The following is a 14,745-nucleotide window of genomic DNA, read 5'->3' on the forward strand; positions in this document are numbered from 1 at the left end:
TCCCTACTCCCGGCCGTTACGCAGCTCATCATGCGTGCGAAATGCCTGACGAATGTGCTCGCGCAGCTCGTCGTCGTTCCAGGGCTTGGTCAGGAAGCGGTAGATCGCGCCGCGGTTGATCGCTTCGGTGACCGTGGCCAGGTCGGTGTAGCCGGACAGCACCAGGCGCACGGTGTCGGGGTAGAGCATCTTGACCCGGCCCAGGAACTCGGTGCCGCTCATGTCGCTCATGCGCTGGTCCGACAGGATCACCTGCACGTCGTTGGTGGCGAGCAGGTCGAAGGCGTCGCGCACGTTGCCGGCGGCCAGGATGCGGTAGCCATCGCGACGGAACAGGCGCACCAGCGAGCGCAGCACGTTTTCTTCGTCGTCCAGCAGCAGCAGCGTGCGGTCGGGGCGGCTTTCGGCGAACGATTCCGGGCGCAGGTAGCGGCGGCGTAGCGCCATGCCGGCCGACTCGGCCGACATCGGTTCGCCGAACAGATAGCCCTGGAAGATGTCGCAATCGTTGCGCCGCAAAAAGCCCAGTTGCGCCTGCGATTCCACGCCGTTGGCGATCACTGTCATGCCGAGCTGGTGGCCCATCGCGATGATCGCGCGGGCAATTGCCGCCTCGCGGCTGCCGGCCGGCGCGCTCTTGATGAAGCTGCGATCGATCTTCAGCCGGTCCACCGGATAGCGCACCAGCGCGCTCAGGCTGGAATCGCCGGTACCGAAGTTGTCCAGGCTCAGGCTGATGCCTTCGTTGCGCAGGTTGGCCATTGTCTCGTGGACGAAGTTGACGTTGTTGGTCAACGCGCTTTCGTTGATCTCCAGCGTGACGAACTGCGCCGGCACGCCGGCGGTCTGCAGCATCGCCATCACTTCGTTGAAGAAACCCGGGCGCAACAGCTGCAGCGTGGACACGTTGACCGCGATGCTGAAATCGTCGAAGCCCTGGTCGCGCCACAGCCGCGCCTGGCGTACCGCGTTCTGCAGCACCCATTCGCCGATCTGCACGATCACCCCCAGACGCTCGGCGGTGCGCATGAAACGCTCCGGCACCAGCATGCCCAGCGTGGGCGACTGCCAGCGCAGCAGCGCTTCCATGCCGACGATGCGGCCGTCGCGTGCGCTCACCAGCGGCTGGTAGCGCAGCCGCAGTTCGCCATGCGGGATCGCATCGACGATCTGCCGCGCAATGATGCTTTCGCTATGCGCATTGGTGGTCGAGTTGCGCGTGTACAGCCGCACCGTATTGCCGCCTTCGCGTGCGGCCTGGTAGCTGGCTTCTTCGGCGTAGTCGAGCAGGATCGACAGCGAGGTCGAGTGTTCCGGGCACAGGCTGATGCCGACCTTGCCGGTCATGAACAAGGTGTACGGCAGCACCGACAGCGGCAGTTCCAGCTGCTGGCGGATCTCTTCGGCAAAATCCTCCGGCAGCGCGGTGTCTTCGCGACGCACCGCCACCACCACCATTTCATCGCTGCCATGACGCCACAACTTGCCGCGCGTGCCGAGAAAATCCTGCAGCCGGCGCGCCACCAGCGTCAGCGCCTGATCACCGACTTCGGCACTCATGTTCTCGTTGATCGAGGCGAAGTGATCGATATCGATGTGGAACACCATCAACGGCGGGCCGCCGGATGCGGCAGCGTCCACCAGATGCAGCAGTTCGGGGTTGCCCGCGCCCAGGCGGGTGGGTTTGACGATTTCCAGTCCGGGCGGGATTACGGGGCTCCACATGACTTAACGTCCACCATCGTCGTGGACGGACTCGCCGACCGGGTGATAGGGCAGGCGCAACGTCACGCGCGTGCCTGCTCCGGGTGCTGATTCTATCGCGAGCGCACCGCCGACGGTTTGCGCACGCTCACGCATCACGATCAGCCCGAGCCCACGCGGGCCTTCCGGCTCGAAGCCATCGCCGTCGTCGCTGACTTCCAGGCGGAAGCTCTCGCTGTCGATCGAGTACAGCCGCATGTGCACTTCGCCGGCGCAGGCGTGGCGCAGCGCGTTGGTCAGGCTTTCCTGCGCAATCCGGAAGCACGCCTGCTCGATCTCGTTGCCCGGGCGCACGTCCAGTGCCTGGATATCCAGCTCCAGCCGCACCGGCGATGCGCGAAACAGCATCGAGGCCTGCCAGCGCAGCGCCGCTTCCAGGCCCAACGCATCCAGCTGCGGCGGACGCAACAGCATCGACAGGTTACGCAGCTTGGTCACGGTGCTGTCGGCCAGCGACACCACTTCCAGCAGGTCTTCGCGGCGCGCGTCAGGATCCGGCTCGTCCAGCGCCGCATGCGCGGACAGCTTCATTGCCGTGATCGCCTGGCCGATGTCGTCGTGCAGATCGCGCGAGATCGCGCGGCGTTCGTCCTCCTGCAGCGAGAACAGGCGCTTGGCCATTGCCTGCAACTCGGCATTGCTCTCAGCCAGCGCATCGCGCATGCGCTCGGGTTCGCTCAGGTCGCGTACCACCAGCAATTTGCAGCTGCGTCCGCCATAGCGGATATCGCCGGCCGACAGGCCGGCATAGAACGTGCTGCCATCGCGACGGCGCATCGCCCGTGCGCTGGACACCGGCTCGTTGCGATCGCTGCCCGCGCGCAGGTACTCGCGCACCACCGGCAGGTCGCTGTCGCCGACCAGCGTCTGCAGCGGCTCGCCCAGGATGGTTTCGCCCTGGAAACCGAACTGCACAGAACCGGCGGCATTGGCATACATCACGTGCTCGTCGGCCAGGATCAGCACGCCATCGGGCAGCACCCTGACCAGCTCGCGGAACTGCTCCTCGCGCTCGCGCAGCAAGCGGCGCGACTGCTCGCGCTCGCTGACGTCCTGCAGCGTGCCATGGATATGCCGGGCGCCGTTCGGGTTGGTGACGCTTTCGGCGCGCAGATGCACGGTGCGCGGCTGCGAATCGCCGCCGGTCAGCGGCAGCAGCACATCGATCTGCACGTCGCCACCGGTGCACATGTCCTCGATCATGCGTTCGATCCGCGCCTGGGTGGCGGTGTCCGAGGCGGTCAACAGTTCTTCCAGCCGATGCTCGCGCCGATGCATCGGCACGCTGCGGCCGAGCAGGCGGTACACCGCCGGCGAGTAGCGCCCCAGTCCGGTCGCGCGATCCAACTGCCATGAGCCAAGCCGCGCGATGCTCTGCGCCTCTTCCAGCCGTTGCAGCGCCTCGTCACGCAGATGCTGCGCCTGGCGTTCCTCGCTGCGGTCCACGGTGACCACCAGGCGGGCAGGGCCGCTGGCCAGATGCAGCTGGTTGCTGCGGATCTCGACATGGCGCGGGCCGCTGCGGGTCAGCAGATCCTCGTGCAGGGTGCAGGTGGCGTCGCCCTTGGCGCGGATCTGGGCGATGATTTCCTCCAGGCGCGCGCCGTCGGCGTTGGGCCAGATCGCCTGCAGCGTCTGCTGCAGGAATTCGTCGCGCTCCCAGCCGAAGAATTCCAGCGCTGCCGGGTTGGCATCCAGGATGCGCAGCGTGGCCAGGTCGTAGATCAGCGCCGGGCTGGGCAGGGCCAGGAACTTGGCCTGCAGCACCGCCTCCGATTGCGCCAGTTGCGCGTGCTCTTCCACGATCAACGCCACGAAACGGCGCAGCACCAAGTGGATCACCACGCTCGACACCAGCAGGAAGCTGGCGTCCGACCAGCGTTCCGGCATGGCAGCGCCGGCCAGGTGCAGCAGCCGGTTGCCCAGCAGCAGCCAGATCACCCCGACCAGCAAATACAGCCCGGTCAGGGTCCACAGACCTTGTTGCAGGCGCTCGGCGAGGCGAAGACGGGACACGGGAGCGGACGAAAACGCGGGCGCGGCGACAGGATGAGGCATGGGTCCGCGGACGACCTTTGGTGCTGGCGATGCAACCATCTTAGCCGCAACTCGTCCCGGTTCGGTCGAGCCCGAAACACACGCCTCAACTAATCGGGGAAACGGCCGTTATCCATTGCGACTCCGAAGGCCGGGGTCGATTCTTCGGAGTGTTCCAGAGTGGACTCAGGCGTCATTGCAAGCATGCTGCAGCACCCGCTGACCTCGGCGGTGGTGTTGTTGGATGCGCATGGTCAGCCTCTGGCGGCCAACCGCGTTGCGCAATCGTTGGGATTGCCGGCCACCCTTGGCGCCTATGCCGAAGTCCTGGAAAGCAGTCGGGCCCAGGTGGCCAACAGCGGCGGCATGACCGCCTGCGTGCTGCCGGGTACCGGTGGCGGGCGTCTGGAGGGCTGGCTGCGCGCGGTCAGCGACGAACACGGCCAGGTCATGGCCTTCACCCTGAGCATTCCCGAGCCGATGGGTGCCGACGGTACCAGCCGCTGGGAAATCGGCCTGGACAGCGCCGATCACGGTCTGTGGGACTGGGACATTCCAGCCGATGTGGTCTACCGCTCCGAGCGCTGGACCCGCATGCTGGGTTATTCCGAGCAGCCGCTGCCGAACAATCTCACCGCGTTGTCCGGGCTGATCCATCCCGACGACCACGCGCTGGTCAGTGCGGCCGTGCAGGCGCACCTGGACGGCCGTACCGATACCTATACCGCCGAATTCCGTCTGCGTCAGCACGACGGCCAGTGGCGCTGGATCCTGGATCGCGGCCGCGTGGTGTCGCGGACCGCCGACGGCCGCCCGCTGCGCATGGTCGGCACGCATACCGATGTGCACCACCACAAGTTGCTCGAGCAGCAGCTGCGCGAGCAGCAGGCCCAGCTCGAAGAGGCCCAGCGCATCGCCAGCATGGGCAGCTGGAGCTGGGACACGCTCAAGGACACGCTGTGGGTGTCGCCGGATTTCCTGCAACAGCTCGGCATGACCCAGCAGCGCCTGCAGGGTATTCGCGACATCCTGCGCCTGCTGGGCCGGCCGTCGGTCGCGCATCTGCGCAGTGCCTGGCGCAAGATCAAGCACGAAGGCCTGCCGGTGCATTTCGAGCTGGAGATCAACGGGCTTGCCGGCGTCAATCCGCATCACCTGCGGGTCTGGGCACAGCCGGTGTTCGACGGCAATGGCGGCATGGTGCGTCTGCTCGGCCAGCTGCAGAACGTCACCGAGCAGCGCCAGACCGATGCATTGATTCGCTGGCGCACCGAGCTGCTCAACCGCGTGTCTGCGCTGGGCAAGATTGGCGGCTGCGAGATCGAGGTCGACACCCGGCGCATGCAGTGGACCGAGGAGTGCTACCGCATCCATGGCCTGCGCAAGGAAAACATCACCCTGGAGCAGGCGCTGTCGCTGTACACGCAGGATTCGCGCGACGCCTTCGAGGCGGCGCTGCTGCGTATCTCCGACGGCGGCCTGCCCGAACAGCTGGAGCTGTGCTTCTACCGCAATTCCGGCCAGCGGATCTGGGTACAGGTGCTGATCGAGCTGGACCGTCGTGAAGGCCTGCCGCCGCGCTTCGTCGCCTTGTTCCGCGACGTCACCCGCGAACGCGAAGCCAACGAGCGCATCGAGTTGCTGGCCCACTACGATCGCCTGACCGGTCTGCCGAACCGCTTCCTGCTGCGCGAGCAGGCAGAGAACGCGATCCGCGAAGCGCACGAGCGCGGCCAGGTACTGGCGATGCTGCTGATAGATCTGGATGGCTTCAAAAGCATCAACGATTCGTTCGGTCACGCCACCGGCGACAATCTGCTCAAGCTGGCCTCCGCACGCCTGCACCAGCATCTGCGCAACAGCGACCTGTTCGGTCGTTTCAGCGACGACGAATTCATCGTGCTGCTGCGTGATCTCTCCGAACCGGAAGACGCCGGCCATGTTGCGCGTAAGCTGATCAGCGCGCTGGGCGAACCGCTGCGCAAGGATCACGTCACCCTCAAGCTCGGTGCCAGCATCGGTATCGCGCTGCAAGGTGAAGGCCTGTCGGATTTCGACAGCCTGCTGCGCGCCGCCGATGCGGCGATGTATGCAGCCAAGGAATCGGGCCGCAACACCTTCCATTACTACAGCCAGGACGTGCTGATGCGTGCCCAGCGCCGCCTGGAGCTGGAACACGCGCTGCAAGGTGCGCTGGAACGCGAAGAGTTCACCCTGGTCTATCAGCCGCTGGTCAATACGGTGGGCGAATCCTCGCCGGCGATCGAAGCGCTGATGCGCTGGAATCGCCCCGGCCATGGCCAGTGCAGCCCGGTCGAGTTCATTCCGATTGCCGAGGAGTGTGGCGAGATCGTGCGCCTGGGCGAATGGGTGATCGGCGAGGCCTGCCGTCAGGCCGTGGTCTGGGACCGGGCCGGGCTCAACTTCAGCCGCATCGCGGTCAACGTCTCTGCGGTGCAGTTGCGCGAGCGCGGCTTTGCCGAGCGCGTACTGGAAATCTGCCGCGACAACGGCTGGTCGCCATCGCGTCTGGAACTGGAATTGACCGAATCGGCCTTGATCCGCGATTCCGACTCGCTGCGCCGCTGCTTCGAGCTGTTCGAACAGAATGGTGTGCTGTTGGCGGTGGACGACTTCGGTACCGGTTTCTCCAACCTGCATTACCTCAACCGCTTCCCGGTGCAGCGCCTGAAGATCGACCGCAGCTTCGTGCAAGGCATGCTCGACGACGCCAACACCGCCGAAGTGACCCAGGCCATCGTGCATCTGGGCCACGCGCTGGGCATGCAGGTGGTCGCCGAAGGCGTGGAAACGGTGCAGGAAGACGCATTGCTGCGCCAGCAGGGCTGCGACGAAATCCAGGGCTACTTCTATTCGCGGCCGCTGTCGCCGCGCGACATGGCGCAGTGGCTGCGCGAAGCCGAAGCCGGCATGCGCCTCGGCGCACGTCTGGTCCTTGCCAACTGACGCAAGCTGTCGCAGCGCCAGGCGTCGCCCGCCGCCTATTGAAATGCGCCGCTCGAAAGCTCAGCGAGTCGAGGGCGCGATGCCCTCGCCACTTGCGGGACACGCCGTGAATCCATCCCTGGAGGCTCCTCGGGTTCCAGCAACCGGCAGGGGCACCGCGCCAGAGAGTTGGTCGGTGGCCAGACAAAAACACACATATTGCAAGGCCTTGAGACTTTGAGAAGTCCATAGCCTGCCTGTCGAAAGCCTGCCTGTTATTCGGCTTGCGTGAGGAGGATTTTCGGACGCAAGGTGATCCGAACAATGCACCTCATGCTCTGCTTGCAACCACACACACCGACTATCTCGACAGGTCCTTGCCCGCCTACCGTCGCCGGACCTTACGCGGCATGGATGCCGCGTAAGAGCCTACATGGATGTACTTGCGGCGTGTCCTGCGATGGTGGGCGGGCAAGGGCCCTGCAACCAACCTGCAAAGCCAGGCGATCCACACCTGATCCATCACACGCCTGACTACCGAAAGGGTACACGTCGCAATTCAGAGCGGAAGCTACGTCGTGCCGGTGCAGCCCGCTCATCATCGCGGGACCTTGAGCGGCATGGATGCCGCAGTAAGAGCATCGAGGGACGGATTCACGGCGTGTCCCGCAACGGTGGGCAGGCAAGGGCCCTGCTGCCAAGCTACTGAGCTAGGCGCTCTACATCCGACTTGGTGTCGTATAAGTCGTCGAGCAGACGGGCAGGGGAGACGTCACCCTGTTGCTGCAATCGCACGGCATTGCCTGTTCGGCGCCACGCCGGGTGGCACGGCCTGATGCACAAACGCCACAGGTCGGGCAGTGGATACAGCCAGCGGGGCGCCTGCCGAGGCACGCCCCGCTGTCGCACAGAAACGTCAGCGTCCGGATACGTCCACAGCGGCGCCATCCAGCCCCAGGTCCCAGGCCACGGTCGCGAACAGCAGTTCTTCTTCGCTGCAGCTACGGCGCGGGTGCTGCATTGCCTGCACTTCCGCACGGGCGGCACGCTCCAGCCGTTCCAGCGCGGCCGGCATGCGCACGCTGCGCAGCGCGGGCCGGGCAGCGTCGCTTTGTGCGATGCGCTGGGCGTGTGCAGCCGCCAGCGCGGCTGATTCCAGCACGGCCGTGGGTGCATCGGTGGGCGGGGCAAGGAGCGTCATCAGCGGAATACCAGGTTGTTGCGGAACGACAAATCCCCGGAAGGCCGGGGAATGTCGGAAATCAGACAGTGCGTGGCATCGGTCTTAGAACAGCTCGACCGTACCGGCGCCCATGCCTTGCTGCGCCACCGGCTTGTGCGGCGGGCGCTCCCATTCCACACGCATGTCGCGCAGGCGGTTGGACACCTTGGCCAGCGCGGCGACCAGATCGCTGTCGTACACGCCGCCATTGCGATGCAGCAGTTCCTGCAGCGCCACCGCTTCGCGGTTGATCGCGGTGAGGCGATCGAGGTGGGTGTGGATACCGCTCAGCGTCTGCGTGGCGATGTCCTCGAACTGCAGGGCACGCACCGCTTCGGCCACGCTACCGTCGATGGAGCGCGCGCATTCGGAAATTTCGCGCATGCCGTCGCCCAGCGAGGCGTTGATCTGCGCGACGTTCTCCAGCATCGCCGCCGATTCGTGGCGGGCTTCGCGGGAGCGATCCATGTGGCGCGAGGCCAGCTGCGAGACCGTTTCACGCACCTTGGCGATCGATTCCTTGGAGCTGTGTGCCAGCTTGCGGATCTGTTCGTTGAAGGTGGTGGAACGCTCGGACAGGTTGCGCACCTCGTCGGCGACCACCGCGAAGCCGCGACCGGCTTCACCGGCACGGGCTGCTTCGATGGCGGCATTCAAGGCCAGCAGGTTGGTCTGGTCGGCGATCGACTTGACGTCTTCCAGCAGCGCGAAGATGCCATCCAGGTGCTGGGCCATCTCATCGATGTGGTGCACGGTGTTGGTGCTTTGGCCACTCACCTGTTCCAGCGCTTCCACCAGTTGCTCCATGCGGGAGCTGGCGTGCTGGGCGAAGCGGGCGACGTCGACACCGGCGCTGCCGTCGTCACCGGCACGGTCGACGATACGGGCCAATGCCTGGCTTTGCTGGCGCGACTTGCGATTCATCGCTTCGAAGCTGCCACCAAGACCGGACACGGCCTGGCGGATCAGTTCGCGGGCACGCTCGACTTCCGAACGCGAACCGTCGACTTCGTTGCTGACGAACGTACGCAGTTCGTTGAGCAGTTGGTCCTGCTCGCGCAGGATGCGGGTCTGGTCCGGATGACGCCGGAACTGGGAGTAGGTCACCCAGGCAGCGAAACCGAGCCAGCTGAGCGTCATGGTCGCCAGGATCGCCCAGCGCACCGAAGCGGGCCAGTCGAATCCGACAGCGAAGGGAAACAGCAAGGTCAGGGCCAAAGGGGCGGCCAGACGGATAAGTGGACGTGAATACATGGGCGTTCTCGGCAGAGTCACGGTTGCTGTATCGGCCGTACCCCCTTTGTCTTTAGCGACGATCGCCACATCGTCTCGCCCGTTCAATCTTCGTTGACACGCGCCAGCGACCGCCAGCGCGTGTAGCACACCGGGATCGTCAGTGGTTTAGCGCAGCGCGCGGTCCACCGCCTCGATCATTGCGCGCTTGGCAAACAGGAAATCCCACAGGCTGCCACCCATCTGCCGCCACAACACGGCCGAGCGGACCGCGGCCAGCAGCAGCGCGCGGATTTCCGCAACCACGCCGGCCTGGCCCAGGTAATGCGGATTGCCCTGCACCATGACCTTGGGGCGCAGGTGGCTGATGGTCTGCGCATACAGCCCGCCAAGCGAACTCAGCACATCCGGGTGGCCGCTGTCGCCCAGGCTGTGTGCCTGCCGCGCCGCTGCCTCGATGCCATTGGAGACCGTGGCGACGGTGGCGGTGTCGCGCACGAAGCGGCGCTCCAGCTGCAGCACTGCCAGCGCCAGTCGCGGTAGGACCTCGTCCTGGCCCTGGTTGTGGAAATAGTTGTGCAGCACCCGCAGGCCCTGCGCCACATCCGCGACCGAGCCGTACACGGCCTCCGGCGAGGACGCATCCACCCGGAACACGCTGTCCATGGCGGTACGCACCGTCGCAGCCTCCGAATGCCCGGTTTCGGCGATCCGCCGCACCTGTTGCAGGGCCTGGGCGACGCCGGCAAGCGCCAGCACGCGGTGATCCATGGAAGAACTCATCAAGCCACTACCTCAGGTGAAAAAGAAGATCCCGCCAGTTGGCGTTCCAGCGGCGCATCGGTGGCGGCAATGACTGCGCCACCCAGGCATTCCTCGCCGTCGTACAACACCAGCGACTGCCCGGGCGTCACCGCCCGCTGCGGCCGCTCGAAACGCACCTGCACGCTGCCATCGTCCTGCACCTCCACCGTGCACGGCTCGTCGGGCTGCCGGTAACGTGTCTGTGCGGTGCAGCCGAAGCTGCGCGCGGGCGGTGCCCCGGTAACCCAATGGGCCTGCTCGGACTGCAGCCAGCGCGATTGCAGCAGCGGGCTGTCGCGGTCCTGGTCCACATACAGCACGTTGCTCGCCACATCCTTGCCGACCACGTACCACGGCGCGGCGGCACGCCCACGCACGCCACCGATGTTCAGGCCTTCGCGCTGACCGAGGGTGAAATAGAACACCCCCGGATGCTCGGCGATGCGCTGCCCCTGCGGGTCGCGGATCTCGCCGCTGCGTGCGGGCAGGTAACGGCCCAGAAACTCGCGGAAATCGCGCTCGCCGATGAAGCAGATGCCGGTGGAATCCTTCTTGGCATGGGGCGGCAGACCGGCGTCCTGGGCGACCCGGCGCAGCGTGCTTTTTTCCATATCGCCGATCGGAAACAGCGTCGCGGCCAGCTGGGTCTGGCCCAGCTGATGCAGGAAATAGCTCTGGTCCTTGCTGCGGTCGGCGCCGCGCAGCAGGCGCCAGCGCCCGCCGCTGTGCGCCACCCGCGCATAGTGGCCGGTGGCGATGCGCTCGGCGCCCAGCGCCTGGGCCGCCTCCAGAAAATGCTTGAACTTGACCTCGCGGTTGCACAGCACGTCCGGGTTCGGCGTGCGCCCGGCCGCGTATTCGGCCAGGAAGTGCTCGAACACGCCGCTCCAGTATTCACCGGAAAAATCGCGGAAGTGGAACGGGATGCCCAGCACCCCGCACACCGCCACCGCATCGCGGCGGTCGTCCTCGGCGCGGCAATCGCCGCTGCCATCGTCGGCCCAGTTCTGCATGAACAGCCCGGCGATCGACTCGCCCTGCTGGGCCAGCCGCCAGGCCGCCACCGACGAATCCACACCGCCGGAGACACCGACAACGATCCGCGGCGTACTCATGCGACGTGCCGCACCAAGGCCAAGGGATGGCGCTGGCCGGCCAGATAGTCGGCCACCACCTCCCACACCAGCGGGCTGCGCAGGCGCTCGCTCGCGCTGCGCAATTCGTCCGGCGTCATCCACAACGCGCGCACCACGCCGGTATCCAGGCTGCGCTCGGGATGGTGGGTCACGGCCTCGGCCACAAACGCAAACCGCAGGAAGCACTGGCCAGTCGGGGCGACCCACTGATAGGTGCCGATGAAATGGGTCAGGCGGACATCCCAGCCGGTCTCTTCCAGCGTCTCGCGCACCGCCGCATCGAGCAGGCTCTCATCCGGTTCCAGATGCCCGGCAGGCTGGTTCAACAACAGCTTGCCGCCGATGGTCTCTTCCACCTGCAGGAAGCGCCCGTCGCGCACCACCACGGTGGCTACGGTGACATCCGGATGCCAGCGTTGGTCGGAAGCGCTCATCGCTGCGGGTCCTGCGTGATCGGGGCGGCGCTCGCGCTAGCGGCGAACCGTACGGTTTGAAGCCAGGTCAAGCGGCGCTGCGACCCGGCAAGGTGCACGGAGCTGGACAAGTCGGCAGTGAACGACGGCGCCAGCAACCGCGCGGTCAGGGAATCGGTCATCAAGGGCCAGCCATGGAATCGGAGACAAATTGTGCGGGGCGCGGCGTAAATCGTCCAATGCGTGCGGCGATGAACCGTATAATGCCCGGATGCCTCGTAAGACCTCACACGAACACGATCACGGCCTCACCGTCGAAGCCAGCAAGCCTGAAGTGGCGCCACCGCCGCGCTACCAGGTGCTTTTGCTGAACGACGACTACACCCCGATGGACTTCGTGGTGACGGTGCTGCAGCAGTTTTTCAACCTCGATCTGGAGCGGGCCACCCAGGTCATGCTGCATGTCCATACCCGTGGACGCGGCGTCTGCGGGGTCTACAGCCGCGAAGTCGCCGAGTCCAAGGTGGCGCAGGTCAATGAATTTTCGCGCATGAACCAGCACCCGCTGCTGTGCACGATGGAACAGACCTGAGGCGTCAATCCGATCATTCCAGCAGCGCAACACTGTGGCTGCAATCACATGCTAACGCCGTCTGAACATGCCTATCCGATAGGGTTGTGGTAAATCCCAACAAAAGCCGCATATTGTTGGCAACAGCCGTTCGGAGTTACCAATGTTCAGCAAAGACCTAGAGCAAACCATCGGCCAGTGCTACAAGCGAGCACGCGAGGCGCGTCATGAGTTCATGACCGTCGAGCACCTGCTGCTCTCGCTGCTGGACAACCCGTCCGCCCAGGCCGTCCTCAAGGCTTGCGGCGCCGACCAGGTGCGTTTGCACAACGATCTGGAGCAGGCGATCGAGGCCTCGGTCTCGCGCCTGGCCGAAGACGATGGCCGCGACACCCAGCCCACCCTGGGCTTCCAGCGCGTGCTGCAGCGTGCGGTCTATCACGTGCAATCCTCGGGCAAGAAGGAAGTCACCGGCGCCAACGTGCTGGTCGCGATCTTCGGCGAGAAGGATTCGCACGCGGTGTACTTCCTGAACCAGCAGGACATCACCCGTCTGGATATCGTCAATTACCTCTCCCACGGCATCGCCAAGCTGGGTGAGGACGGTGAGCAGCCGTCCGCCTCCGATGGCGAGCCCAAGAGCGAGGGCGGGGAGGGCGAGGCCAAGGGCGATGCGCTGGCCGAGTTCGCCACCAATCTCAACGAGCAGGCCCGCAACGGCAAGATCGACCCGTTGGTCGGCCGTGGCGACGAAATCGAGCGCACCATCCAGGTGCTTTGCCGCCGCCGCAAGAACAACCCGCTCTACGTGGGCGAGGCCGGCGTGGGCAAGACCGCGATCGCCGAAGGTCTGGCCAAGCGCATCGTTGACAACGACGTGCCGGAGGTACTGGCCGATGCGGTGATCTTCTCGCTGGACCTGGGCGCGCTGGTGGCCGGCACCAAGTACCGCGGCGACTTCGAAAAGCGCCTCAAGGGCGTGCTGGCGGCGCTGAAGAAGGTGCCCAACGCGGTGCTGTTCATCGACGAGATCCATACCATCATCGGTGCCGGATCGGCGTCGGGTGGCACCATGGATGCGTCCAATCTGATCAAGCCGGCGCTGTCGTCGGGCGAGCTGCGCTGCATCGGCTCGACCACGTTCCAGGAATACCGCGGCATCTTCGAAAAGGACCGTGCACTGGCGCGTCGCTTCCAGAAGATCGACATCGTCGAGCCGACCGTGGGCGAGACCTTCGAAATCCTGCAGGGCCTCAAGCCCAAGTACGAGGCGCATCACGGTGTGACCTATGCCGATGACGCGCTGCAGGCGGCCGTAGACCTGTCGGTCAAGCACATCGGTGACCGCCTGCTGCCGGACAAGGCGATCGATGTGATCGACGAGGCCGGTGCGCGTCAGCGTCTGCTGCCGGAAGGCAAGCGCAAGGAACTGATCGATATCGAGGAGATCGAGACCATCGTCGCCAAAATGGCGCGGATTCCGGCCAAGCAGGTCAGCGCGACCGACAAGGACGTGCTGCAGCATCTGGAGCGCAACCTGAAGATGGTGATCTTCGGGCAGAACCCGGCAATCGAGACGCTGGCCGGTTCGATCAAGCTGGCGCGCTCGGGCCTGGCCAATCCGGAAAAGCCGATCGGCAACTTCCTGTTCGCCGGCCCCACCGGTGTCGGCAAGACCGAGGTCACCAAGCAGCTCGCGCTGCAGCTGGGGATCGAACTGGTGCGCTTCGACATGTCCGAGTACATGGAAGCGCATTCGATCAGCCGCCTGATCGGTGCGCCTCCGGGTTATGTGGGCTTCGATCAAGGCGGTCTGTTGACCGAGAAAATCGTCAAGACGCCGCACTGCGTGCTGCTGCTGGATGAGGTGGAGAAGGCGCATCCGGACATCTTCAACATCCTGTTGCAGGTCATGGATCGCGGCATTCTGACCGACACCAACGGGCGCGAGGCGAACTTCAAGAACGTGATCCTGGTGATGACGACCAATGCCGGCGCCACCCAGGCGTCGCGGCGGTCGATCGGCTTCACCAAGCAGGATCACTCCACCGATGCGATGGAGTCGATTCGCCGCGGCTTCACGCCCGAGTTCCGCAACCGCCTGGATGCGATCGTGCAGTTCCAGCCGCTGGGCTTCGATCACATCCTGCGGGTGGTGGACAAGTTCATCATCGAGCTGGAAATGCTGCTGCAGGAAAAGCACGTCTCGCTGTCGGCCACCCCGACTGCGCGCGACTGGCTGGCCCAGCACGGCTTCGATCCATTGATGGGCGCGCGCCCGATGTCGCGTGTGATCCAGGAGAAGATCAAGCGTCCGCTGGCCGACGAACTGTTGTTCGGCAAGCTGGTGGAAGGCGGTCGGGTCAGTATCGACGTCAAGGATGGCGAACTGGTGGTGGAAGCGCACCCGGAACCAGAGCGTCTGCTGCCGGCAACGGTCGACTGATCGCCTTGCGGTCCTGAAACGAAAGAACCGCTCGAAAGAGCGGTTTTTTTATGCCCTCAGAACTTGTGGCCCGAGTGAGGGGCGCGCAGAAGCCGGGCGGCGGTCGCGGCTCGCGAGGAGCAACGACAGCGCGCTTCCGGAGCTTGGGCAGGGTAGCGATCGAGGCGTAAGCG

At 65.3% G+C, this 14,745-nt stretch carries 10 protein-coding genes; 3 read left to right on the top strand and 7 right to left on the bottom strand.

Annotated features, from left to right (window positions below; translation table 11 throughout):
* Window positions 1–3 precede the first annotated feature (3 nt).
* Window positions 4–1,725, bottom strand: coding sequence for an EAL domain-containing protein (locus tag DGN21_RS09845; protein ID WP_215825214.1), 1,722 nt, complete (start codon window positions 1,723–1,725; stop codon window positions 4–6).
* Between the two features lie 3 nt (window positions 1,726–1,728).
* Window positions 1,729–3,861 (bottom strand): PAS domain S-box protein, encoded by a 2,133-nt coding sequence (locus tag DGN21_RS09850; protein WP_081008513.1) that lies wholly within the window; start codon window positions 3,859–3,861, stop codon window positions 1,729–1,731.
* Between the two features lie 120 nt (window positions 3,862–3,981).
* Between DGN21_RS09850 and DGN21_RS09855 the strand changes: the two genes are divergently transcribed.
* Window positions 3,982–6,768, top strand: coding sequence for an EAL domain-containing protein (locus DGN21_RS09855; protein ID WP_179465880.1), 2,787 nt, complete (start codon window positions 3,982–3,984; stop codon window positions 6,766–6,768).
* 895 nt (window positions 6,769–7,663) lie between these two features.
* Here DGN21_RS09855 and DGN21_RS09860 read toward each other — a convergent pair.
* From DGN21_RS09860 to DGN21_RS09880, 5 genes are all read right to left on the bottom strand, one after another.
* On the bottom strand, window positions 7,664–7,948 hold the full coding sequence (locus tag DGN21_RS09860) for a hypothetical protein (RefSeq protein ID WP_047128680.1): 285 nt from the start codon (window positions 7,946–7,948) through the stop codon (window positions 7,664–7,666).
* Between the two features lie 84 nt (window positions 7,949–8,032).
* Window positions 8,033–9,310 (bottom strand): methyl-accepting chemotaxis protein, encoded by a 1,278-nt coding sequence (locus DGN21_RS09865; RefSeq protein ID WP_180968744.1) that lies wholly within the window; start codon window positions 9,308–9,310, stop codon window positions 8,033–8,035.
* Window positions 9,311–9,370: 60 nt separating this feature from the next.
* Complete coding sequence (hflD, locus tag DGN21_RS09870) at window positions 9,371–9,985, bottom strand: high frequency lysogenization protein HflD (RefSeq protein WP_126966709.1); 615 nt, start codon at window positions 9,983–9,985, stop codon at window positions 9,371–9,373.
* Window positions 9,985–11,121 carry a tRNA 2-thiouridine(34) synthase MnmA gene (gene mnmA / locus DGN21_RS09875; protein WP_215825215.1) on the bottom strand — a complete coding sequence of 379 codons (1,137 nt, stop codon included), beginning with the start codon at window positions 11,119–11,121 and terminating at the stop codon, window positions 9,985–9,987. The genes hflD and mnmA overlap by 1 nt, the downstream gene beginning before the upstream one ends.
* A complete protein-coding gene (locus DGN21_RS09880; RefSeq protein WP_024940110.1) occupies window positions 11,118–11,576 on the bottom strand; it encodes an NUDIX hydrolase in 459 nt (152 codons plus the stop codon). Before DGN21_RS09880 ends, mnmA begins: the two co-directional genes overlap by 4 nt.
* A 250-nt stretch (window positions 11,577–11,826) precedes the next feature.
* Between DGN21_RS09880 and clpS the strand changes: the two genes are divergently transcribed.
* Complete coding sequence (gene clpS, locus DGN21_RS09885) at window positions 11,827–12,147, top strand: ATP-dependent Clp protease adapter ClpS (protein ID WP_016901748.1); 321 nt, start codon at window positions 11,827–11,829, stop codon at window positions 12,145–12,147.
* Between the two features lie 142 nt (window positions 12,148–12,289).
* On the top strand, window positions 12,290–14,572 hold the full coding sequence (gene clpA, locus DGN21_RS09890) for an ATP-dependent Clp protease ATP-binding subunit ClpA (protein WP_039527343.1): 2,283 nt from the start codon (window positions 12,290–12,292) through the stop codon (window positions 14,570–14,572).
* The last annotated feature ends 173 nt before the right edge of the window (window positions 14,573–14,745 follow it).

Source organism: Xanthomonas sp. MLO165 (genome assembly GCF_018831305.1).
Classification (GTDB): domain Bacteria; phylum Pseudomonadota; class Gammaproteobacteria; order Xanthomonadales; family Xanthomonadaceae; genus Xanthomonas; species Xanthomonas arboricola.